Here is a 25,283-nt window from a genome sequence, read left to right as displayed (position 1 = left end):
GGTGACTATTATTTTTCCTGAGGATTATAATGTCATTAAAAAAATCGGCGAGGGTGGTACTGCCGAAGTATTTTTGGCCCGTCATAAAAATATCTCCAAACCTATCGCAGTAAAGTGCTTTTTCGATGACATAAACGATCAACCCATTGAAACCGAAAAAACAATTTCGCGGAAAATTCATTTCCCTGGTATTGTAAAGTGCTTTGATATGGGAGTCGCTTCCAATGGCAGAAAATTCGTCACTCTCGAATATTGCGAAGGGCAATTGCTGGAAAAACTCGCGGGGAAACTGTCCGAAGAGAAGTTTCTCGCGGTTTTATCGGCAACGGCGGCTGCACTCTATGTACTGCACAGCGCCGGTTATTGCCATAATGATTTAAAACCTTCGAATACATTTTGTCCCACCGATTTTGACGATGATGATTTCGCGCTGACTCAGTTGTTCTACGTAAAGCTGTCCGATTTTTCCCTGGCGTCTGATTACCGGATTTCAGGTAGTCCGAAAACCTCAGGAACCGTCGGTTATATGTCGCCGGAAATGATTTCGGGTCAGAAATTAACGCCGCGATCCGATCTATTTTCTTTCGGCGTCATGGCCCATTATCTGGCTTCGAGTTCGTTGCCATTTCGATCCGATAAAAATGATCCTCTTGAAGTTAATGCTCAGATAACTGAGGGCGAGAGGCCTGAATTGTCCGGTCTGGGAATTGATTTTTCTCAATATACAAAAGATTTAATTACCTCGTTATTAGAGATAAATCCTGAAAATCGGCCATCATCCGCTTTTGAGTTGTTGGAGGAGCTGGCCAGAGCCGGCTCAGTATACCCGTTCCGGAAAGCGGTTCGGCCTCGGCATCTTATTGCTGGAATGGATGCACTGGATGAAAATAGTCTTCCTGAGCTTTTTGGAAAAAACAGCTTCTCAACGGAACAATTGATATTTATTGAAAAGAGCTTGCTCTATGATCCGGCCGGGATCAGGATAATTCTGGAACATAATTTCGACAATGGCCGGTTTGCTCGATTGGATGGAAGCTGGGGCTGGCAAAATCCGTCTGTCGAGTGTATCGAATGGCCCGAACGATTAAGTCGATTCGCGTTGCGACCGTTGTACGACTCCTCGCTTTCGCTCAAAAAATTTGCCTTAGCCCTGGCCGTGGTAGGTATAGAGGAAAAAGTTAGAGATATTGCGGAAATAATTTGTTCTAATTCAAAAATTGCACTTAGTACATGGCGGAAAATACCACAACCGCGACGGAGGATGTTACTCGCATCGCTGAACCGGAAATTATCATCCAAAACTCGCAGAATTGTATCAAAAAGAATTGAAAGTACTTTTGACAACTCTGATTCCTACGCAGGGCTGCGCGGGAATTTATTACTGCAAGCCGAGAATTATAAGCAGGCAATAAACTCTTTAATGAGAGCCATCGATAAGACTGTTATTAGCCAGGAAAAATCCCTGGAATATCTGGATCTGGCCTTCAAGGCCGCGCAAAATCTAAATGATTTTTCCCGGCAAGCTAAATTGATGTATCGACGAGCCGGTATTGAAAAAGAAGCAGGTTTGTTGGAAACTGCCGAAAAATCCTTTCTCAGGGTCGTTGAACTCTCACAATGTGATGAAAACGATTCACTGGCGGCCCAATCCTATAAGATTTTGGGAGATTTATACAAGGATAGATCGGATTACTCTTCGGGAATACGGGTTTTAAATCAGGCCAGGATATTATATGAGCGGTTGGATGATACGCTCGGGCTTTCGCAGACTCTCAATAATCTTGGTAATATGTACTGGGTCGCCGGAAAAATGGACAAAGCTCTGGAACAGTATGTTCAGGCTCTGGGACTTCAAAGACAGCTCAAATCTCAGCGAGAAATAGCCTCGACCTTAACCAATATCGGATCCATATACGTTGTCCGCGGGGAATACGATAATGGAGTCAAACATCTTTCCGAAGCTCTGGAAATCAAAAAAGATCTGGGCGACAAAGGAGAAATTGCCCGCACCTGGAATAATCTCGGAGTGACCTATTTCATGATGGGAAAAGCGAGTGGCGCCATAAGCGCTTTTCAAAAATCACTCAAGCTCAATATTGAAATAGGTGTCAAAGTAGAACAGCTCCTCAATTATGAAAACCTGGCGGAGGTCTGTCTATTGGCCGGCCGATTAAACGATGTCTTGGGATATCTCAAAGAAGGAAATGCAATCGTAGATATCCTGAACGACGAAGGTCACAAAGTGACGCTATCTCGCCTGACGGGACAAATGCTCCGACGGATGGGTGTCTATTCCGAGGCAGAATTCCAAATCCGCAATGCTCTCACATCTGCTATGCAATTGGGGCATAACGCATCAATTCTGCCGTGCTATCTTGAACTTTCAAAATTATATATCGATTTGAATGATTTTACTCGAGCCGGAGAATATTTGGAAAAAGCCAGAGATTTAGCCTGTGATCTCGACGACAAACAGGCTCTATTTTTCATAAATATTCACTGCTTTATCATTTCGGGCGAACAGAAATATATTCTGGCTGCGGAACAACTGCAATCCGAATTAAAAACACAACGCGAGTTGTCAGTAATTGGCCTGGTTCAACTGGAAAAAACTATTGAAAGCCGGGAAAAAGCAGATATTGAAAAAATTGTTAATGGAGCGAAAGCCTTTTTCTCCGCAATCAAGGAAGATATAGATTTGCCGCGATTTCATTTAGATATGGCAATGTGCGAGTTCAACGAAAAAAAACATGATGCAGCCCAGGCATCTTTGAACAAAGCCCTAAAAATCGCAAAGCATAACGGAATGCTTCCCGAACAATGGCAGGCATCGTGTTTATTATCTGAAATCGCGTTTGAGCTTAAAGATTTCGAAGATTCATTTGTTCATTCCCAAAATGCATTGGATGGACTCAAAAAAATATCAAAAAATATAGTTGACACTGGAAAACTCCAGAAATACTATACCGATAAGAGAATTATTAAGCTTTTGGGACGGTTAAAGTCTCTTAAATCTGTATTAAGCAATAAGAAAGGGGCCGCCATCGGCAGCCCCTGACTTGACAGAATTGAAATTCGCGAGGGTTAATTCCTTCGCGGTTTCAATTCTACTGACCACCCATGCTCATTCCAGGAGCAATCTTCTCTTCGAGAACTTCGATTTCGAGTTCATAGATCATCGGGTTCACCTCCTAAGTCATTGAGTCCGATAGAGAGCCATCAGCATAATGCTGAGTGGTTTTTTTTATTTGTCGTTGGGATGAAACACCGAAGTTACAATCCCTGTAACAAATTCACATCCATGTGTGCTGAAAATCGCGATTCAGCATACAAATCAAGTATTATATTTCTTCCCTGTCAAGAGCCAGGAAGCAATATTTAATACGAAACGTTGTGCGAAATGTTGCAACTTATTATTAATCAGTTATTTATGAAAAATAAAAAAAATCTACCACCATGACCAGAATTCTACCCGCAGATTGGATTTTATGCGATTTGATATAATACTAAAGAGGGATGACTTACCGCATGAGATTTTGGCGTATCCGCTCATTCCGTCTTTGAGAACACCGTCCGGGTTATCAAGCAAAGCATACACAGGGAAACGCGACCTGTCATCGGTTGAGTAGGCCAAATCTCCCGAATTGGATATCTGTGTGACCTGACCGTTGAAAAGCCGTGACGGGAAACTGCGAACCTTAACCGAAACATCAGCGTCGGTCCGAACCAATTCAAGAAAATTATCGGTAATCGGCATGGTGATTTCCGCTTGAGACATATCAGCCACTTTGAACAGAAGTTCATCGCGATATTGAGCTACGATGACTCCATCAATGGGAGTAACGATTGCCTGGGCCGCTTCCTGCGTGGTCAGATAATGTATTGTAGCCTTTTGTGCAGAGATTTTTGATTCAAGAATGTCAATTTCTTCCTTTTTTGGGGGCGCTTTGATCAATTCCAGTCTTGCCTGAGCTTCTTTCAGGTTTGACCCGGCCACCTCCAGAAGCGATTCGCCATGTTCCATTTCCTGTCGGGCGATTAATTTCTTCTCAAATAATGACTTATTTCTATCGACATCTTTTTGCATTTGTTCGACGGTAGCTTCGGTTGCATTTACGGCCGCCTGTGCCGATGCGATCTCTTCCGGTTTTGGAGGTGACTGTATAAGAGCCAATTCATTCTGCAAACGGTTCATCTCAGCCCGGGCGGCGTCAAGGTTGCTCGAAACCTGACTGGAAATTATCGTCGCAAGAGTATCGCCCTTTTTGACGAGATCGCCTTCTTTGACTAAAGGTTCCAACCTCAAGACGGCCAAATCTCCGGATGATAACTGAATATGCTCGGTGCTAAACATCCTCTCCGAGCCGCTTTTCCTGAGATATAAATCCAAACGTCCCTGGCCCGATTGGTGAACGATGCGAAATTCCGCTTTTGGTTGAATAATGATTCCGGCTCCAACCTGATGTTGAAATGGAATTATAAACAGAAAGACAATTGCCACGACAAAGATGCTTGTGAATATCACTATGTTTCTTGGTCTGAATGCCATTGCCCGCAATACCTCTCTTTGCGTTACGAATCTTATAAATTGCCAAGCCGGTTTATGGAAAATAATAATCAGCAACGCCAAAAACAATATAAAACCGCCGCCGGCGAGGTTCTCGACTAGGAACCGATAAACGATGCGGCCGACGATCAAAATAAGAAGCAGGGAATAGAATGAGGCCAAGATAAAATATGATAGCATAATTCGAGACTGACGCGATGGCGGTTTTTTGAATGCGATTTCTACTCCGAGAAATTTCTTGAAATTTTGTTTCAAGTATTGAAAAGACCGATCGCGCAGATTGGGGATATTGACAATTTCCGACAGGAGATAATAGCCGTCGAGCTTAATCAATGGATTAAAATTGACAAGGATTACCAGCAGATTAATATTTGCGGCCAGCCAGAAAAAGTGATTTATATCTGTCCCAATTACGGTCACACGCCAACCCAGGACTGATGCAGCAAACAGCACCATTTGAAAGAATAGTCCCGCCCAGATAACCGCCAGGCGGTGTGATTTCTTTTTGAACAACCACGAATCGGAAAGGTTTGAGTAGAAACAAACTTGAAAATACAAAAGCAGGAAACCCATTTCCCGTACCTGCCCGCCAAGATGTCGGCAGGTTAGCGAGTGCGCGAATTCGTGGAGTAAGATGACAAGGGCGAGAACGATGAAGATAGTCAACAGCGATCCCAGAGAGAATATGGCCGTTGGATTAAAGCGAAATTCATAAAAATTGGCAGAGTAAACCAAGAATCCGGCCAAAATAAACAGAATCATGGCCATGACTGCGACCGGATGAAATAGAAACCTTACGATGGGGTAAATGGCGTTTAAGATACCTTCCGGATTAAAGGCCTTGATTTTTACAAAAAGTAATTTAGAAAAGAGGCTTTTTTTAGTCTGAGGTTTATATCGCCCGGCCGAGATTTCATATTCCGACCGAGAACCTTCGAAAAAGTAAAGGGAATCGATCTTTTTACCGAATTGCTCAATGGCTTCGGGAGGAATTTGTAAATTAAATTTCTCCAGCATCCGTTTGGAAATAATTTCATTATCTGTATTCCCGTTAAACTGATTGATTAAATAAAATTCCGGCTCACGAACTCGAAAATACCGAAAAGTTATAGGATCCTTTAGTACAAATAGCTTTTGTCCGCCTGTTTCCTGCTCGGAAACGACAAGATCCGAACGTAGTTTTGGATAGTAACCTGATGACGCCATACTCTAATCTATATATTTCAATTGCTTCAGGAAAGAAATTTCAGGTATGTTCCTAATCTCTCAGAGAAAAAAAACAGTTGACATCAAGCCTGAAATATATATATATCGATATATGTCGAATAGTCGAATTATAGATAACGAAAGATACGCCCGATTTTTTAAGGCGTTATCAAATCCGAATCGGTTTCAGCTGTTTCTGACTTTGGTTTCCTGCTGTGGCACAGATAGCAAGTGGGAGTTGGAAGATTCCGATGAAAATTGCGTCGGCCAACTGGGTAGCCAATTAAATCTGGCGCCGTCGACCATTTCGCATCATATAAAGGAACTCAACCAGGCCGGTTTGATACAACTGGAAAGGTCGGGTCAAAAAACCAGATGCTGGATTTCCAAAGATGTCGTTACCGAGCTGTCTCAGTTTTTTAAGAGCTGTTGCTGCGGTAATTTGCATGACGTTTTTAACCCTTCAGGATAATCGAATAGAATGAGAAATTACAATGGGTGATAATTATCTCGAAAACAATGATAATAACGAGCGATTGAATAAGTTAAATGCTGATTCGTGCGATTGCAGGTCGGCCGATTGCTGTTCTACCGACGGTCGCGAGCAATCATCAATTGGCCGAAAAGTAAAAAATATCATATTTGCTATTGTCATGTTAACCGCGGTCGCATTAGCTATTTACTCACTGGGTTATCAGGAAGATGATACCGCCAATGCCGGTGTTAACCAAGGTGAGCTTAATAAAACTTCTTTCTTTACCGATGATTTACTAACGGATTCGGATTTTTTATATATTGTCCTTGAAGGAGCTGGCTCGGCAGTAGAGAAAAATCCTGAAATCTTAAGCTTGGTCGAGGATGTTGCCGAGTCGATTCGGAAATCCGGAGTTGATATTATAACCGTCAAAACCGCGCCCGGCGAAGAGTTATTTTCTTCCGCTGTTGACAATCTGAGTATTCAGGATCTTCCGGCTGTAGTGGTAGCCAAAAAAGGTAAAGCGCCGGCGATATTGACGGGTGAGCTTTCTGAAACAACGCTAATGAAAGCCTATTTATCGGGCGGATGTGATCCGGCGACTTGTGATCCAAATAATTGCGGTAATTAGGCGCGCCTAATGATTGAAACATTGCGACAAATAGTGGATAGCCCCGAATACGGCTGGATTATATTGCCAGCCTCACTGGTGCTGGGTTTGGCGGCTTCGGTCAGTTCATGCTGTACTTTGCCGGTTCTGGGGGCAATAGCCGGTTACAGCGGAACACGGGATCAGATAGATAAGAAAACGATTGCAGTAACGGGTTTATTTTTTATGATCGGGACAATGCTGGCTTTGGGATTACTTGGAGCCGCGACAGGATTTATCAGTCAATTGGCCGGGAGCGCTCTGGGGAAATACTGGAAGGTTTTTGCGGGATTGATAATAGTTGTACTGGGAGCCGCCTCTCTTGATTTGATACCGTGGAAAATTCCGGGAATAGTATCAAATTATAAGCCGACGGTGCCCGATTCAATCAAGGGAGCCGCCGTTTTTGGTCTTGTAGTCGGGGGAGGAACTTCGGCCTGTACGGTTGGCTGTAATCCGGCATTGGCGGGCGCGATTGGCATGGCGGTACTCCGAGGTCACACTCTTTGGGGAATAATTATTTTGGCCTTTTTTGCGATAGGTTATTCCTTTCCGGTCGCCGCTGTCTTAACCGGTTTGTCTTATGGTAAGGCTGCTATTTTTAGATCGGAACGAGCGGCGAAGATAATACGTTATACAGCGGGATGTATTCTCCTTATCGCAGGATTTTATTTATTGATTTTTTAAAAGAGACAGGAAGTATGAGCGAACTTTCGCAAAATAACAAACAATGTTGCTGTCAATCCGAAAGTCCGAATACCGGTTTTGAGTTAATAGCGGATAATAAACAATGGATCGACAAATATATTTCAACACCGATTGGAAAAATCCCGAGAATTAAAACAGTAATAACTCTCTCCGATAAAATTGAAAATTGGAAGCGACGCTGGGGAATCGGAAGGGTGACGCATATTATTCCCCCCGGATTGTATGCCGTGGGAGCGCCGACCGATAAATCGCCGGTATTTGTTTCGGCCAACTATAAAATGAGTTTCGATTGCCTGCGCTCTGACCTTGACGGTTTGGATGGCTGGATACTGGTTCTGGATACGAAAGGTATCAATGTCTGGTGCGCGGCCGGGAAGGGTACTTTTGGTACCGACGAATTAGTAAACAGAATAAAAGTATCCGGTCTTGAACAGGTCGTTTCGCACCGCAAGCTAATCGTTCCGCAATTGGGGGCGACCGGAGTCAGCGCTTTTCGAGTCAAAGAGATGAGCGGTTTTCGAGTTGTCTATGGACCTGTGCGATCCGCTGATATTAAGCGATTTTTGGAGAATCGCATGAGAGCGACGCCTGAAATGCGCAGGGTTACTTTTAATATTGGTGAACGTGTTGTTTTGATACCGATGGAATTTGCCAGCTATCTAAAAAAGCTCCTATTCGTACTCGCGATTATGTTTATCTTAAGCGGTTTGGGACGTGATGGATATTCTATCGAACGATTATCAGCCAACGGAACGCAAAATGTTTTATTGTTCGTTACGGCATATCTGATCGCGGTTATTGGCGTTCCCGTCTTTTTACCCTTATTGCCGGGACGTTCGTTTTCAGTGAAGGGCATCTGGGCAGGATTATTGAGCATTGCCACGGCGGGATTGGTTTTTAATTTCTATCCGCAACTAACTCCCGGACTAATCGCATCTGTATCCTGGATATTTATTATTATAGCCGTTTCCAGTTTTATCGGCATGAATTTTACGGGAGCGTCAACTTATACATCGCTTTCCGGGGTATTAAAAGAAATGAAGTACGCGGTACCGTGTCAAATCTCGATTGCCATATTGGGAGCGGTATTATGGATCGTCGGATTGTTTATATGAGGTAATGAAAAATGCAGGCTTTGAAATATTTACCCGAAGTTGTGACGCTTGAGCTTGATAGATCCAAATGCGAGGGATGTCAAACGTGCGTCATCGTTTGTCCTCATGCGGTTTTTGGAATTGAAAATAAACGGGCGGTAATTCTGCATCGTGATTTATGTATGGAATGCGGGGCTTGCGCCTTGAATTGCCAGTCCGAGGCAATTTCGGTCAGGAGCGGAGTCGGTTGCGCGGCTGGCATATTAAACGGTATCCTGAGAGGTACCGAATCGTCGTGTGAATGCTCTCCCGATTCGTGAAGTGGGAGCTGTTGCTGATATTTTTATCGTGATTAACCGGTTTCCACTTTTCCGGTTGAATAATCCAATTCAGAGCCCATCATACTATGCGGTATGATAAATACGCCAATTAATATTATCGCCGCCGCCAGAACCCAGAAGCGCGGGAATTGAGAATAACGATGACGCCATAGAGCTAACAGCCAGCCCGCAAAGGCCACCAGGGTTTTATTATCGGTCAAATCCCAACCGAAAGGCACGCCGGTCCAGAATTCTCCAAAGGCGAACTTTTGTACAATTGGACCGAGAGTCATCCCGCCCAGCAGCAACAAAACAACCGTTTGGATGGTCAGGCTTTTAGTGTTGCCTCTGGGCATGAGGGCTTCCAAACCGGTACGGGTTGACCACAGCATCGCCAGAAATATTAAAATAATATGAGGCGCCAACACTATATCCGGAACGGCTCCCTTGAACCGGGTTACGACGGTTCTGTCGGCGGGTATATTTACGGAATTTTCATTGCTTATAAGGTGAATATAGTATTCCAGTTTTCCGGCAGGGGGCTGATGAGGTAGATAAGCGACAAGGCTGTCGCCCTCCCGCTGCATAGTTAGATTCGTAAAGTCATCATTAGTATTATAACGTCTGTAGAATAATTCTCCCGCAAGGGACGAATCCGATGCGAAAATCGCTACTCGCTGGTCATCAATGCCGCCGTGACTGCGTTTTAACACAAAGTTAATTTCGATGTTATTTATGGTAATTGAATCTTCCATGGGATAGGTTGGTCCTGTGTATCTTTGATAGAGAGCCGCGGCGACAGTGAGAACTATCGCGAACAACCATAACGCAGTTTTTTTTATCATCTTTTCAATTACGCCCGCAGTCAACTATTTGACGAATTGTGAAATTGTTTAAAGCACAACCGGAAGTATAAATATCTTCCGGTTGCCAATTTGCAATCAAATACGCTTTAAATGATTATTCGTTAGTTTTTCATTGAATCAAGGAATTTCTTATTGTTCTTGGTCTTTTTGATGCGATCAAGCAAAAATTCCACCGCCTCAATGGGATTCATTTCCGCAAGGAATTTGCGCAATATCCAGATTTTGTTGAGAATTTCCGAGCTCTGCAACAATTCCTCTTTTCGGGTGGAACTGCGATTGATATCCATAGCGGGGAATATGCGTCTATCTGAGATACGACGGTCGAGAACCAATTCCATGTTGCCGGTGCCCTTAAATTCCTCGAAGATGACCTCGTCCATGCGCGATCCGGTTTCAATCAGAGCCGTGGCGATAATCGTCAGGGAACCGCCTTCTTCGATATTTCGAGCGGCGCCGAAGAATCGTTTGGGTTTATGTAAAGCATTAGAATCGACGCCGCCTGAGAGAATTTTACCGGAATGAGGCACGACGGCATTGTGAGCTCTCGCCAAACGAGTTATCGAATCGAGCAGGATAACGACGTCGTTTTTATGTTCAACCAACCGCTTGGCTTTTTCAAGTACCATATTAGCCACCTGGACATGGCGGTCGGCCGGTTCGTCAAATGTTGAAGAAACAACCTCACCGTCAACCGAGCGTTTCATATCGGTTACTTCTTCAGGACGCTCATCGATAAGCAGGACGATCAATTTCACTTCGGGATGATTGGTCGTGATGGAATTCGCTATTTTCTGCAAAATGATTGTCTTACCGGCCTTTGGAGGAGAAGTAATCAAACCTCGCTGACCTTTTCCGATGGGACACATTAAATCAATAATCCGCGTCGTTACCTCTTCGGCGCTGGTTTCCATGTTGAACGGATTATCGGGATAGAGCGGAGTCAGGTTGTCAAAAAGAGTTTTATGTTTGGAAACTTCCGGCGACTCGGTGTTAATCGCTTCGATTTTCAATAACGCGAAATATCTCTCGGATTCTTTTGGGGGACGTACCTGTCCGGACAAAGTATCCCCGGTGCGCAAATCAAAGCGCTTGATCTGTGAAGGCGAAACGTAGATGTCGTCTGGTCCCGGCTGGTAATTGTAGTCGGATGAACGGAGAAACCCATAACCTTCATCCAGGATTTCGAGGACGCCTTCGGCGAAAATCATTCCGTCCTGAGTCGATTGAGATTCGAGGATTTTATAGATAAGTTCCGATTTTCTCAGCCCTGAGACCCCGGGAATGTCCAATTCCTCCGCGATTTTCAAAAGCTCGGCAATAGTTTTTGTTTTTAGTTCAGTAATATCCATGGTCTCTACCATCCGTTTATGAAAAGATTTTTTATTCAGTTTTGGGGGGCGGAAGTTTCGTTATTCCAAAGTTTCTACCGGAGCGTCGCCCCATAATTTTTCCAGCGCGTAGAATAGCCGCGTATCGTCCTTGAAGACATGCACCAGAACGTCAAAATAATCCAAAATAATCCAATTAGCCCCTTCGGTTCCCTCCCGATGCGAAACGCGAATGCCCCTATCGCGAAGTCCGCGCTCAACTGCGTTAGCGATGGCTTTCACGTGCACATCAACTGTTCCGGAACAGATCACAAAATAGTCACATACGGTAGACAGCTTTTTCAGTTTTAATATTTTTACATCAAAGGCCTTTTTGGATAGCGCCAGTTTTCCAGCGGCCCGTGCGAGATTAAGAGATGTCAAGGGATTTAAAAAACTCCTCCAAAAAAAATTATCGAGCTTTCCGGCTCTTTTCATCCAGCCCGAATACGTCCCGATAGTCAGCTCCGAGAATCAGAGTTGCCCCGATGTCAAGATAATTATCTTCAATTTCCCGATAAGTAACCGCCGGGCCAATATTCAGCTGCTCCGCCAGCAGATTGGCCGCCTCGAGATCACTCTTTCGAGATATTACAAATGTCTTTTCGACGCCAAAATTATCAAAATTATCAGTGTCGATAACCCGCACCGCCAGAGGTTTCTCGACCGAAACCTCAATCCTATTAGCCAATTTGTTGGCGATTCCTTTTTCACCGCAGCCGTTGAGAACCTGCAGGTTAATATAGTATTCCGTCGGCGGATTTTCCCTGGAATAGCCATCGGAAATCTGGACCATAAATGAAGCTGCGTAGGTGCCAACGACGACCAAAAGGAAAACAATGCTTAGTTCCAAAAACCGAATCGGTTTTTTATTTTTGGCCCGCTTTATGCGATAAGCCGAACCACCCTTTGATTTTTTTGATTTTCTTGCCATGAGATTCTATTGAGAGGTAGGATAAATTACGTGCTCGTTAAATAAATTTCCACGTGCTAATGCCGCCAAAAACTATTCCTCCCCAAATTATACTGTCCAAAGCCGTAGGCCGGGACGGTTTCAAATCCTATTGACATCCTGAAATTATCCGAAGGCTTCCAATCCAGATAACCGGAAGGCAAAAATAAAGCGCTATTGTGTGTACTTCTATCACCGCCGATAAGTGAACCGGGATCATGAAGAATTCCCAAACCGAGAGTCAGAGTTAGGGGTTTAGAGAGCCGGTAAGTAAGCGTACCATGATATAATCCCTGAGATCCGGATATACCGGCCCCGGAAAAGAAACTTAACGAATAAGAATGCGACAAATTCAGGCGGGAGAGATTAAATAACGAAAATGAAGGCTGCTTGCCCAGACCCATATCGTATTTTTCAGTCAGTTCCCTGACCTCAGCGTTATCGGCCATTTGACCGAAACTCATAGATCCCATCATGAAAAATAAGACGCCAAACACAATTAATGAGGATTTCATATCTTTCTCCCAACTTTAACCCAAATTAATGAGTGTCAAATCACTTTGTCAACAAATATAAAACACTAATTATCAATCATCCACTATTTATTATACGTCAAAAGTATAAAATCAGATTATAAATTTCGACCTTTTTCGCCAAAGCGGGTCTCCAAATCGGCCATTTGCTCGACCGAATTGACTCCCAATGCCTCATACGGGTCATCGGTCATATATATCGCCGCCTTGAGTCCCCTGCGCCGTAAAATCTCCATAATATTGGTCAGGTAGTACTCGTTTTGGCTATTGTCGGCTCTGATTTCTTTCAGACTATCGAATAAATATTTACTGTCGAAACAAAATGTTCCGGTGTTAATCTCGCCGATTGTCAATTCGTCGTCATTCGCGTCCTTATGTTCGACAATATATTCGACAATGTTGGTGTCTTTGGTTCGTACAATGCGGCCATAACCAGAGGGATCCGGCGGGGATGAGGAAAGCACCGTCGCGGCCACCTTTTCATCGGTATGAATGGCGATTAAATGGAGCAGTGTTTTAGCCGACAAAAACGGAACATCTCCGGCAACCACCAATATATTTCCCTCAAAATCCCGGAAATGCTCTTCCGTGACCAAAACGGCGTGTCCGGTGCCCAGTTGTTCCGATTGAAGAGTAAATTCCACTTTATTAGAATAATCTGACAGTTTTTCTTTAACCAAATCAGCTTTGTACCCTACGACGACAACGATTTTATCCATACTTAGAGATAACAGGGTGTCGATGAGATGCTCAACCATTGGCCGGCCCATGATTTCGTGTAAGACCTTGGGCAGGTCCGATTTCATTCGTTTGCCTTTTCCGGCAGCCAATATTATGGCGGCGTTTTTCATATGATTATTTATGCTTCTATTATTTTATTGTTTTCGTCAACCTGTACGATATTTGGCTTAAAATCGGCTATTTCGTCAGTGTGCAATTGAGCGTAAGAAATAATTATTACTTTGTCTCCCGGCAATCCCAATCTCGCGGCGGCGCCATTTAAGCAAATCTCTCCGCTGCCCGGCTTGCCCTCGATGACAAAGGTCTCAAACCGTTCGCCGTTATTGATATTTACGACCTGCACCTTTTCATAAACAAATAATCCGGCGGCGTCAATTAAATCTTTATCTATCGTAATCGAGCCCTGATAATCCGGATTGGCGTCGGTGACCGTCGCCCTGTGTATTTTGGCCCGGCAAACTGTTATCATCATAACATTACCCTTTTCACAGCCTTGTCGCAAGCAACCAATATAACATTAACCCGCCAGATGGCAAATGGTTTCATGGGTTTTTGCCGTTAGAAACCTTGACAAAATAACCATTTTCAGAATTCTCGAGAAGGGGCAAATTTTTTAATTCGCTTGAGAGTTTTACAAACTAAATACAAATTCCATCTGGAAGATGGATAAATGAGAAAGCCATTGTATGCCTCATACTTACCCTCAAACTCTGCATCGATTACTCCTTGACAGAAAGCGTATTTTGCAGCATATTGAGGAAGGGTCGGCAGTCACCAATGTTATCAGTCTCCAGTATCGTCGCGGGATGGTCGTAATGATCTTGTTTGATTACGATATTTCCGGCATCAAATCGAGGAGGAGAGAAATGTCCCTGAAGCATGCTCTCTGTATGGCTCTAACGGGCCTGGTGGTAATGGCTTTCGCATCGACCACAGAATCCACCGATTTCATGGTTAACGAGGAAGATTATCCTGGCGCTTTCAAGCAGGATAAGTCGTCAGTTGCCTATGACGGCCAGGGGAATTACGTAGTGTGTTGGCGTGATTTTCGTAAAGGTTTGGCATGGGTCTACTTCCAGCGTTTTGACGCTGCCGGTCAACCCCTCGGGGAAAACAAGGAGGTGGCTGCCGTAAACAGCGGTACCGGCGATCCGGTGCCGGTAGTCGCAATGAATCAATCCGGTGAATTTGTGATCGTCTACAGGCAGAGTTTCTCCGAGATTCACCTGGCTCGCTACGATGCAAGCGGCAACCTATTAAGCCCGGCTTTGCAGGTGTCGGGTATTGGGTTAAACATTCAATTCTGCCATAATTTCGGCATCGCCATGAACGACCTGGGGCACATTACTGTAATATTCCGAGCAAAACAATCAACCGAGGATAACTATCAGGTAATCGGTCAGCACATCGACTTCTCATACGGACCGGTCGGTCAGAATTTCGTTATTGGCGAGGCATGGGAACCGGACTATGACACCCCTCCTAAAGTGGCGATTGGCAATGGGGATCATGTTTTCTGCGTATGGGCCGGTAACGACATGGGCAAGATACACATCGCATTCAACTCCGGGGCGTATCCGGATCCCTTAATCCTGCCGGAAACAGTTATCGACACGTCTTATGAAGTACCCGGAGAATACCGCTACGACACAGAGGATCCAATGTTAGAGATACATCCTGGCGGCATTGCCTGTCTTCTATGGTCAGGTACGTACTGGGATGAGATCGGGTATCACGCTTACTCCTATCGCTGTGACACAACATTTATCCGCATGATCGACATATCCGGAGCACTACTTGTGGAACGACATGGGGTGCTGGAGAATACCGCTACGACTGGGTCTGGTTCTCATTCTGATATCGCAGCATCAGGCTCTGGTTTCAGTATTGTCGGACGCATCTGGCCGGATAAGTTCTACCTGCATGAATTCGATCTTGACGGACTGGCTCCGAATCCCCCAACCACCATAGTTCCCGACGATTCGGGCAACTACCACAACAATCTGATGATTGCACCGATATCTGATAACTCCCTGGCACTGACCTGGCGTTCCTCCTCAGGCTCCAGTGCTGCCGGGGATGTAGTTACCCAGGGTTTCGAGCGCGACGGTACCGGCCTTTTCGACCTGCGCCGTGTGCACGATGACGTCGGTGCCGCGCAGAATTTCCCTGTTACAGCCTTTGATTCTTCCGGTGGCTTCATTGTATTGTGGATCGACAGTCGAGAATCTTATTCTGGGGACGTCTGGGGTCAGCGATACGATGCTGATGGCAATCCGATGGGAGTAAACTTCAAGATTAATGATGATGCGCCTGGAGTTGGCGGTTGCAGTCAGTTAGAAGTGTCTTCCAATGGCTTAGATCGAGCAGTCGCAATCTGGGTCAGGAACACCACGGCTGGCGGTCGATCTGTCGTGTTTCAGGTATTGGATGGTGTAGATTTCAATCCAACTGGACCAAATGTAACGGTGCTAACCCACATTACATCCTTCAGGTACTATTGGCCCGACGTCGCGGTGGCGTTAGATCGATCAATGGTGCTCACCTGGCGTCAGCAGGAAACCGACAGCTACGTCACAGGTACCTATATAGCGGCGTATAGTGCAGACATAGAGAACGTCTCAGGAATATTCAATATCAATGAAGCTGCAGGTCAGGAAATCGGCATGGGGCTCGACGGGCTTCTGTTTGACTATGCTCCACGAATAGCAATGCGCCCCGATGGAGGATTCGCGATTGCCTGGATAGAGATGCGGGATCAGGCCTGGACATTCTGGGATGATTATTTCATCGTTGCCCAGTTCTTCGATTCCCCATGGTCTCCGCTGGGAGGTAACGTGCTGGTCAGCGAAACCTTGAATGGCGTAGTGAATAGTGGCAACGAGGAGATCCCCCCTGATATTGCCGTAAATGAGTTCGGAGAGTATGCTATCGCCTGGACCGGTGGTAGCAATCAGGACTACCTCGGCCTCTGGACGCGCATTTTTAATAGCACCGGTGTACCTCTGAGTCCCCAGGTCCAGTATTATGATCATGAGGATTTCTTCCATTATCCGAGTGCCCGAGTTGCGGCAGGTCCCAACCACGAGTTCCTTGGGATTTGGTATAGTGTTGGAGATGCCGACGAAGAAATCTATGCGCAGAGATTCGGTTCCTCCGGCGATCTTCTGGATGAACCAATGTTGATCAACAGCGATCTTAGTGGTGAGCGACAGAGCTACCCGGTTGCAGCCACGGGATGCAGCCAGTTGGTCATTGTCTGGGAAGACTATCGCGAAGGCTACAACAACCCGGACATCTTTGCTCGACGCACCTCCTGGGGAATTGTTAATTGCGGCGATGCCAATGGTGACGGAGATGTAAACGTCGGCGACGCGGTATATATAATCAACTGCGTTTTCAAAGGCGGTCCGGCCCCTGACCCAATTGAAGCGGGTGATGCCAATTGCGATGGGGACTGCAACATTGGGGATGCCGTATACCTAATAAGTCACGCCTTTAAAGGCGGTCCGGCACCATGTGCTGATTGCGATTAGAAAAGACCGATTTTTCATACAATAAAGTCCGATAATCGGCCTTTTGGAGTAGATTTATTGATTTGATATAAGGTAGTTCAACATTATGCCCCCAAAAACATCAAAATTATTGCCACATCAATTTTTGGGATAAAGTCGTAAGTCATTGAAGAATTATAGATTATTATAATTTCAAATAGTTGCTATTACTTGCCTGGAGCGAGGCTTGACACCGCTTGCGGGGAATGGCCCGGTATTATCCAATTGACAAAACGTAAATGTATCATTATATTACAATAAATACCAATCATTTAATGCAAACGGAGAAAGAAAATGAAGGCGATTTGTGGTCTGATCTGCGGGCTATTTATACTGGGAACCTCTGTTGTTAACTCGCAAGAGTTGTACAGAGGCCCTGAGAGTGTGGTTTTCGACGAGATCAACAATAGGTACTTTGTATCGAACTATTATAACGGCACCATTGTGCAAATCGACCAGAATGGGGATCATAGCTACTTCAATACTAGCTGGGCTCATTGCCTGGGCGCCCAGATAGCCGGAAATACGCTGTACGTATCGGTTGAAGACTGGTTCGGTAATGACTACCTTGTCGGCCTCGATCTGACCAGTGGTGCGATAGTCATGAACCTTGCTGTAAATACTGCAATATGCCTGGATGGGATTACATGGGACGGTGAGGAATTCCTTTACGTTGTGGACGTAAATGGCAGGATTCTCAAAGTAGATATTGCCGCTCAGACGTACAGCACGTTGGTGGGTTTAGCGTCACTTCCACAGGACATAGTGTATGACGGCGCTAACAACCGGCTGCTGGTCGCGAGATGGACTACCTTGAATTCGCTCTTGGCCATTAATCTCTCCGATCTTTCCCTTTCATCGGCCATGGCTGATGCACCCGGTAAATTGGATGGCATCTGTATGAGGGATGATGGTATGGTCTTCCTTTCCTCACACGAAGGCTCCGGCAAGATCTATATGTGGAACGGCCAGTACGACGGCGGGGCGCAGCTGCTTTCCTGGCCGCATTCTATACCGGCCGGCTGCTGCTATAACTCACAGGATGATGTACTAGCGGTGGCTTGCCAAGGTGATAACACCGTAGTCTTTATCCCGCTTGGTGACCCCGATGGTGATGAGATACTCTCGTTATGGGACAACTGTCCGGATGACTACAATCCCGACCAATCAGATTTAGACCAAGATGGCAGGGGCAACGTATGCGATATCTGCCCCGGTTTTGATGACAGTATGGATCAAGATGACGACGGGGTGCCCGATGGCTGTGATAATTGCGTCGATGTATATAATCCCAATCAAGAAGATTCCAATGATAATGACATTGGCGACGCCTGCGATTACGTTTGCGGCGACGCCAATGGCGACAGGAATCCTGATATTGGCGATGCGGTTTTCATTATCAATCATGTTTTCAAGGGCGGCCCGGCTCCTGACCCTGTTGTCGCTGGTGATGCCAATTGTGACGGCAATACCGATGTCGGCGATGCCGTTTATATCATCAACCATGTATTCAAAGGCGGCCCGGCGCCATGTGCGGGGTGTGAATAAATGGACTTTCATGACAGAAGGTCCACTTTATCTTATATTCCATCGCCCCCTTGAATTTGGTCTTGTTTTTGTGGGCCTATTAGGAAACTGGTTTTTAACCAAAAGGGGGTCTTTTATTATTCTTCTCACAAATATAAAGCCCCTATATATTCTTTGAGATTATACCCTTCCCTTTGTAATTCATGGTCAATCCTTGGGGTAAGATTCTGATTGCCATTAAGAATTATTAAGTCTATATTATCATCGCACTTGGGGCATTCTTCATTGATTAAATTTTAGGGGTAACGCGAATGTCTTCGACTCGAGACGACAATGATAAAACGCGTTCTTATATCGTCCTGAACGCGGGCACTGAAGTATCGCACTACAAGATCATCGAGAAGATCGGCGCCGGTGGGATGGGTGAGGTGTACTTGGCGGAAGACACCGAACTCGATCGTAAGGTGGCACTGAAATTCCTTCCCCCGCATCTGGATCAGGACGATGATTGCCGTACCCGCTTTAAGCGCGAAGCTCGCGCCGCAGCCAGGCTGAGCAACCCGCATATTGTAGTTGTTCACGAAGTTGATGAGCACAAGGGACGTCCGTTTATCGTCATGGAATACGTCGAAGGTCAATCCCTAAAGGACATAATTAAATCCGGAGAACTGCCTCTTAAAAGAGTTTTGGAGATAGGTGCCCAAATTTGCATAGGTCTGATTAAGGCGCACGAGGCCGGAATTACTCATCGTGATATAAAGCCATCTAATATTATCATCGATAATGATGGTTGTGCTAAATTGCTTGATTTTGGTCTGGCTACAATTGAAGGAGCAGAGAAAATCACCAGGACGGGTTCTACGACGGGCACTGTAGGCTATATGTCGCCAGAGCAGGTGCGCGGCGAAGATGTTGATCACCGCGCAGATATATTTTCTCTCGGTGTAGTTTTATATGAGATGGTAACCGGTCGTTTGCCATTCGAAGGAGAACGTGACGCTGCCATAATTTATTCAATTCTAAATGAAAAGCCGAAACCGCTTGAAGGTTATAGGAAAAACATACCGGAGGTTATGCAACATCTGATTGATAATGCCTTGAAAAAAGATGTGAACAATCGTTATCAGGCTGTTGTAGACCTTGCAATCGACCTGAATAGTCTATCTCAAGAATTAGAATTTAGCAGTTTTCCTGAGTCACAATCAGGAAAACGAAAACGTCGGGTCTATTATACTGGAGCAAGTTTTCTGCTGGCAGTAGTTGTTGGCTTACTACTAACCAGTATAATTATGCCTGATAAAATGAAGAATTTGTGGCGGTGGCTGATTTCATCGACGGAACGCGGAATTTGCGAAATACAGGTTGAACAGGAGCCATTCGTTGTTGTCATTGCTCCGTTTTTTGGCCGCAGCGATGAAGCTATTGCAGAAGGCACGGTAATGCAGGCTCTCATTGAACGAGAGATACTCAATCAATTAGGAGGAGAGGATGATGTCATAATTCTGGGGAAAGATATAAGCGAAATCCCGGGTACCCATGAGGAAGCAATGGCCTTGGGAGAAAAACACGAGGCATCAATTGTCCTCTGGGGTGAAGTAATTGTTTTGCGCGGGGAAGTTGAAATTCAGCCCAACATCACAGCTGTAAAGCATGAACAAAATCCTATCGGCGACGCGTCTTTAACAGCTTTGGAAGCTAATCTTGAAGAACCAAATCAATTGGCATTGCGAAAGTCCAAAGCAAGTGAAGTGGGGGATATGGCGTTAATGGTTGCGGCCAGGTACCATGGAAAACAGGATTTGGAAAAGTCACATGAAATTCTCGATAAAATATCACAGCCGTCGATTGAATGCTTTATCCTTAGAGGAGATTTGCTTAATCAAGCCGGGAAACGAGTGCAGGCGATTGAGTCCTATTGGAAGGCCTATTTATTGGATACAGTTTCGGTTCGTGTGGCCTATAAATTAGGACGATATTACAGCATGCAGGGTATGTATGATTCGGCCCTTACGATTCTACAAAAATCCCTGACTCATAATCCCGGAAATGAAATGTTACAATTTCAAGTTGCAGGCGCACATAGCTATGCTGGGCAAAAAGAGCTGGCGGCAACTTTTCTTAAAAATTCTATTACAGAATATCCCGACAACGAGCGACTCCGCACCCATCTGGGGTGGGCACTATGGCGCTTGGGTCGCGTAAGCGAAGCCATTACCGAACATAAAAAAGCGATTGATACAGATCCCGAGAACGGTGATTCCTTCTACGGATTGGGATGGATATACGAATTTTCGGATTCACTTGAAATGGCCATCCTTAACTATGAAAGTGCCATTCGGGTTGGCACAAATTGGTGGGGCGAGTTTGCGCCACACTTTACACTTGGAAGGGTTTATTCGAAGCAAGGCGAATACGAGATGGCTGTCGCATCCCACTGTAATGCTCTGGAGCTTTATCCATGGTATGTACCCAATATTAGATTACTGGGAGAAGCCTACGTGGAATTAGGAAAAGGAGATAAAGCACTGGCATTATTTCAGCAGGCGGAAACTCTGAATCCGGAGAACGCACAGCTTCATAGGGAGTATGGAGAACTCCACAAAAGTTTGGGCGACACGGCCGGCGCTATAACAGAATACCAAACGGCAATTGCTTTAGATTATGACAATCGTATGTCTTATATAAACCTTAGGCGGGCATATATTCAGACCGGTAAAAGTGAAGAAGCAATCGCCTGGTTTAATGAGGTGATTTCCCAGAATCCCGAAAGCAGACAACTCCGACTACAGTATGGCAGACTATTCTATGATATAGGCGATACTGTCAATGCGATAGAGCAGTTTAAAAAACTTATCCAACTTGATCCTGAATACGGTGATGCTTATTACTGGTTGGGCTGGGTCAGCGAAACTAATAATTCTTTTGATGATGCGATAGAGTATTATCAGAAGGCTGCGGAATATGGCACAGAAAACAATAGAGAGGTAGCAGTCCGCTCAGCGATAGGAAGGATTTATTTTAAGAGAGGCGAATACGACAAATCGGTGTCAGAATTGGTAGATGCTATCAAAGTAGATCCGTACTTTATCGGCCCTTATTACTATCTTTGGCGAGCATATTATAATTTGGATAAAACTGAAGATGCAATTCCCTGGTTTGAGAGTGCCATTAATATCAATCCCAACAATGTATATCTTAGAACATATTTTGCCGAAGTCCTCAGTTCATTAAATGATGAAGTCGGAGCAATTCGTGAGTATAAAGAGGTGATCCGGCTGGATCCCGATACCAGGCGATTTTCTACTGCCGCCGCATATTCAAATATTGCAGCAATACGGGCAAATCAGGGAAAATACGATGAATTAGTTAATGTAATTGATAAGATAAAGGCTCTCCAGCCTTTAAATGCCTATAATGGGCTGTTATTCGGCATGCACTACTTATCAATGGGTAAATATGAAGACGCCGCTTCAGAGTATATGGAGAGTATCAGGCTCGATTCCACTGATGTTTACAGTCACCTGTTTTACTTCCTGGCGCTTTATCAGGCTGGTAGGTCGGAAGAAGCAAAGGAGTATCTTGCTCAGTATTCATTGACGCTTGAAGATCGGACATGGCCGGCAATCATTACACATTTCCTTAATTGTAATATAGATGAGAATGCACTGGCGGTTGCCTCCGAAAGGGAATACCCAAACTCAACCGAAAGCAAGAGGAAGGGGGAAATGTATTATTATCTGGGCATGTCATACCTGTTGAATATTGGCAATAACACAAAATCAAGTCAACCTGACACAAGTATGGCATTAGAATATCTTGAAAAATGTTTAGATCACGAAAAGGATAATATCTTAGAATATAGGATGGCCAAAGCAGAACTAAAAAGATTGAATGATTTGGGATATTAATCTATTTCCTCTCCATGACCACCCGCGGTTTCAGGTGCTAATTGAAAAGTATGAAAAAGTGCATTGGGGCAGGTGTTTAAGTATAGGCAAAAATACGATCACAAGCTAGTCACGAAACGGTGTAAGCTCTTGTGCCACAACACAATTATTACGAATATCTGATCATACGACCTGTCTCAAATAATTTCGAAGATCTTCAACTACGGCACGCCAATTCATAACTCAATGTATCTCTTTGGATTACCATGAGATTTTCTCTAATTAGTACTTATTTTCATGTGTGGTATTACTCAGTAAGATTCTGATTGCCATCAAGAATTATTAAGTCTATATTATCATCGCACTTGGGACAATCTTCAATGTTAAGATTAAAGGGGCGTCCGCATGTTGGCAAATTTTGATGACAACGATAAAACCCACACACACATCGTTCTTACCAAAGGGACTATTGTCGGTCACTACAAAATCATCGAGAAGATCGGCGCCGGTGGCATGGGTGAAGTGTATCTGGCTGAAGACTCTCAGTTAGATCGTAAAGTTGCTCTCAAGTTTCTTTCCCCCAATCTCTCACAAGACGAAGCCAGTCGTGCCCGATTCACCCGTGAAGCCAAAGCCGCCGCCAAGCTGGATCATCCCAATATAGTCCCGGTTTATGAAGTTGGTGAGTTTCAAAGACGACCATTCTTTGCCATGGCACATATCGCGGGCAAGTCTCTTAGGAAGGTAATCAAAGAAGGTAAACTCTCAATCTCCGATGCAATCGAAATGACCATGCAGATATGCGAAGGGCTGCATAAAGCGCATGAGTCAGGCGTAGTCCATCGTGATATAAAACCCGGAAACATCAATATCGACAGTGAAGGTCGTGCTCGCATTTTGGACTTCGGCCTCGCAACGGTATCGGGTGAAGAGCAACTGACCAAGACCGGTTCAACCCTCGGCACAGTAGGATACATGTCACCAGAGCAGATTAAGGGGAAGAATATTGATCACCGTTCTGATCTCTTCTCGGTTGGTGTGATTCTGTATGAAATGCTGACCGGTCGCCGTCCATTCGAGGGTGATAATGATGCCGCTGTTGCCCGCTCAATCACCGACACGAACCCTGATCCGGTCGCCCGCTACAAATCCGGAACAACGGGTGAGCTTCAACAGATAGTCGACAAGGCTCTGTCTAAAAATCCCTCCCTTCGCTATCAGCACGCCGACGGGATGCTGGCGGACCTAAAGCGCCTCAAGGTAGAATCCAGCCCCGCTAAGAAAAGTAGACTTGGTTTGTGGGCAGCAGGTGCTATTGTCGTGATAGCAGTGACTGCTCTGCTCTTATCGCAACCTTGGCGTCAGACACCTGTCAATGATGATGTCCCTCTGATAGCCGTACTGCCTTTTGACAATCTCGGTCCACCGGAAGATGAGTATTTTGCCGACGGCATGACCGAAGAAATCACATCACGACTGGCCGGTATTCAAGGTCTGGGAGTGATTTCCCGCACCAGCGCCATCAAATATAAGAATGCCGACATGCAACTCAGTGAAATCGGCAAGGAATTAGGCGTTGACTATATCCTCGAAGGTACTATCCGTTGGAGTAAAGAGGGAGAACAAACAAAAGTCAGGATTACTCCCCAGCTAATCCGTGTTTCCGATGACCGTCATATGTGGGCGGATAACTATGAACGCGATCTTATGGAGGTGTTTGCGGTTCAGGCCGATATTGCCGTGCAGATCGTCAATCAACTCGATCTGACGCTGGTAGAAAGGGTCCGCACCGTACTTGCCAGACAGCCGACCGACAATCCCGAAGCATATACCTATTACCTGAAAGCAGTCAGCGAAATTAAAGACCCGGAGATCGATCGCCCGGAGATTCGCCGCTTGATTGCACTTTTTGACAGTGCTATCGCACTCGATCCGGGTTTTGCACTTGCTTATGCCCATAAGTCGATAGCACACTCCTGGGCAACCTTTAAAAGGGGCAGTCTCGTTACGGATCCTATCAGCCACAGAGCGCCGGCAATTCAGGCTGCGGAAATGGCGCTGAGGCTGGAACCGGAACTCTCCCTGGGTCACTTAGCGATGGGAACCTATTATAATCTGGTGGCGGGAGATTACGATCGTGCTCTCGAAGAGTTTGCCAAGGCCCGGTCGGAGATGCACAGTAACTCCGGGTTGCTATACGCAATTGCACTCGTGCAATTTCGACAGGGAAAATTTTATGAAGCTCAGACAAATATGCGCAAGGCAATCGAACTCGATCCACTCACATCATTTTACTATTTTGATTTAGCCAAGATTCTGACATATACGAAAGAGTACCGGGAAGCCATCAGCGTTATCGACCGGGCAATTGCACTGAAACCGGATCGGGCAATCTACTACGTTGAAAAAATGCACTGCTTGCTGAATGGGCGGGGAGACATTGACGGGATGCGCGACGTTTTCCATGAGGCCTGCAAGTATATCGAACCGGTCGAGATAATCAGCCAAAGATTCTGGGGGTTTAATCTCGTAGATACGCCGGTTGATTCTCTGGTTGCCGATTATGTTAGAATGTTCCGGAGTACCGAGTTGTCGGGATTGTTTTACCTCACCATAGCCGAAGGATATTCATCGGTGGGACAAACCGGGATAATGATGGCGCATTGTGATTCGGCAAAGTCATTGCTTCAAGAGCAACTCAAATATGCGTCCAATGAATACGGATTGCACATCGCAATGGCGTATGCTCTGGCGTGTCTTGGTGAATATGAGCAAGCGATTGAGGAGGGAAAAAAAGCAAAGGAGCTGATGTCGGTTGACGGCTGCCACTGGTGAGG

The 25,283-nt window shown here is 45.3% G+C and carries 18 protein-coding genes; 10 read left to right on the top strand and 8 right to left on the bottom strand.

The window, feature by feature from the left end:
• Position 1: 1 nt before the first annotated feature.
• Positions 2-3,058: a serine/threonine-protein kinase gene (locus tag V3V99_10695; protein ID MEE9443119.1), complete on the top strand. Its 3,057-nt coding sequence runs from the start codon at positions 2-4 to the stop codon at positions 3,056-3,058.
• 390 nt (positions 3,059-3,448) lie between these two features.
• Here the strand turns inward: V3V99_10695 and V3V99_10690 are convergent, their stop codons facing one another.
• Positions 3,449-5,773, bottom strand: a complete 2,325-nt coding sequence (locus V3V99_10690; GenBank protein ID MEE9443118.1) for an efflux RND transporter periplasmic adaptor subunit — start codon at positions 5,771-5,773, stop codon at positions 3,449-3,451.
• 112 nt (positions 5,774-5,885) lie between these two features.
• On the opposite strand from V3V99_10690, the gene V3V99_10685 reads away from it, so the two are divergent.
• The 5 genes from V3V99_10685 to hgcB are packed head-to-tail and all read left to right on the top strand — an operon-like array spanning position 5,886 to position 9,019.
• Complete coding sequence (locus tag V3V99_10685) at positions 5,886-6,245, top strand: metalloregulator ArsR/SmtB family transcription factor (GenBank protein ID MEE9443117.1); 360 nt, start codon at positions 5,886-5,888, stop codon at positions 6,243-6,245.
• Between the two features lie 22 nt (positions 6,246-6,267).
• Positions 6,268-6,879, top strand: a complete 612-nt coding sequence (locus V3V99_10680) for a hypothetical protein (protein ID MEE9443116.1) — start codon at positions 6,268-6,270, stop codon at positions 6,877-6,879.
• A gap of 9 nt (positions 6,880-6,888) precedes the next feature.
• Positions 6,889-7,584 (top strand): cytochrome c biogenesis protein CcdA, encoded by a 696-nt coding sequence (locus tag V3V99_10675; protein ID MEE9443115.1) that lies wholly within the window; start codon positions 6,889-6,891, stop codon positions 7,582-7,584.
• A gap of 14 nt (positions 7,585-7,598) precedes the next feature.
• Positions 7,599-8,720: a mercury methylation corrinoid protein HgcA gene (hgcA, locus tag V3V99_10670; GenBank protein ID MEE9443114.1), complete on the top strand. Its 1,122-nt coding sequence runs from the start codon at positions 7,599-7,601 to the stop codon at positions 8,718-8,720.
• Between the two features lie 11 nt (positions 8,721-8,731).
• Positions 8,732-9,019, top strand: a complete 288-nt coding sequence (gene hgcB, locus V3V99_10665; GenBank protein ID MEE9443113.1) for a mercury methylation ferredoxin HgcB — start codon at positions 8,732-8,734, stop codon at positions 9,017-9,019.
• A gap of 32 nt (positions 9,020-9,051) precedes the next feature.
• Here hgcB and V3V99_10660 read toward each other — a convergent pair whose 3' ends face one another.
• From V3V99_10660 to panD, 7 genes are all read right to left on the bottom strand, one after another.
• Complete coding sequence (locus V3V99_10660) at positions 9,052-9,864, bottom strand: hypothetical protein (protein MEE9443112.1); 813 nt, start codon at positions 9,862-9,864, stop codon at positions 9,052-9,054.
• Positions 9,865-9,986: 122 nt separating this feature from the next.
• Positions 9,987-11,234, bottom strand: a complete 1,248-nt coding sequence (gene rho, locus V3V99_10655) for a transcription termination factor Rho (protein MEE9443111.1) — start codon at positions 11,232-11,234, stop codon at positions 9,987-9,989.
• A gap of 60 nt (positions 11,235-11,294) precedes the next feature.
• Positions 11,295-11,636, bottom strand: coding sequence for a ribosome silencing factor (gene rsfS, locus V3V99_10650; GenBank protein MEE9443110.1), 342 nt, complete (start codon positions 11,634-11,636; stop codon positions 11,295-11,297).
• Between the two features lie 28 nt (positions 11,637-11,664).
• Positions 11,665-12,186: a LytR C-terminal domain-containing protein gene (locus V3V99_10645; protein ID MEE9443109.1), complete on the bottom strand. Its 522-nt coding sequence runs from the start codon at positions 12,184-12,186 to the stop codon at positions 11,665-11,667.
• A 56-nt stretch (positions 12,187-12,242) separates the two neighbouring features.
• A complete protein-coding gene (locus V3V99_10640) occupies positions 12,243-12,719 on the bottom strand; it encodes a hypothetical protein (protein ID MEE9443108.1) in 477 nt (158 codons plus the stop codon).
• 116 nt (positions 12,720-12,835) lie between these two features.
• Complete coding sequence (locus V3V99_10635; protein MEE9443107.1) at positions 12,836-13,588, bottom strand: NTP transferase domain-containing protein; 753 nt, start codon at positions 13,586-13,588, stop codon at positions 12,836-12,838.
• A gap of 8 nt (positions 13,589-13,596) precedes the next feature.
• The gene (panD, locus tag V3V99_10630; protein MEE9443106.1) at positions 13,597-13,950 is read right to left on the bottom strand and encodes an aspartate 1-decarboxylase; all 354 of its coding nucleotides are present in this window, start codon (positions 13,948-13,950) and stop codon (positions 13,597-13,599) included.
• Positions 13,951-14,293: 343 nt separating this feature from the next.
• On the opposite strand from panD, the gene V3V99_10625 reads away from it, so the two are divergent.
• From V3V99_10625 to V3V99_10610, 4 genes are all read left to right on the top strand, one after another.
• Positions 14,294-17,014, top strand: coding sequence for a dockerin type I repeat-containing protein (locus tag V3V99_10625; protein MEE9443105.1), 2,721 nt, complete (start codon positions 14,294-14,296; stop codon positions 17,012-17,014).
• A 312-nt stretch (positions 17,015-17,326) separates the two neighbouring features.
• Entirely contained in the window at positions 17,327-18,580 is a 1,254-nt protein-coding gene (locus V3V99_10620; GenBank protein ID MEE9443104.1) for a dockerin type I domain-containing protein, read from the top strand.
• Between the two features lie 290 nt (positions 18,581-18,870).
• A complete protein-coding gene (locus tag V3V99_10615) occupies positions 18,871-22,467 on the top strand; it encodes a tetratricopeptide repeat protein (GenBank protein ID MEE9443103.1) in 3,597 nt (1,198 codons plus the stop codon).
• 384 nt (positions 22,468-22,851) lie between these two features.
• The gene (locus V3V99_10610) at positions 22,852-25,281 is read left to right on the top strand and encodes a protein kinase (protein MEE9443102.1); all 2,430 of its coding nucleotides are present in this window, start codon (positions 22,852-22,854) and stop codon (positions 25,279-25,281) included.
• Positions 25,282-25,283: the final 2 nt, after the last annotated feature.

The organism is Candidatus Zixiibacteriota bacterium (assembly GCA_036480375.1).
Taxonomy (GTDB): Bacteria; Zixibacteria; MSB-5A5; order GN15; family JAAZOE01; genus JAZGGI01.
This window is presented reverse-complemented; position numbering and strand designations above follow the sequence as displayed.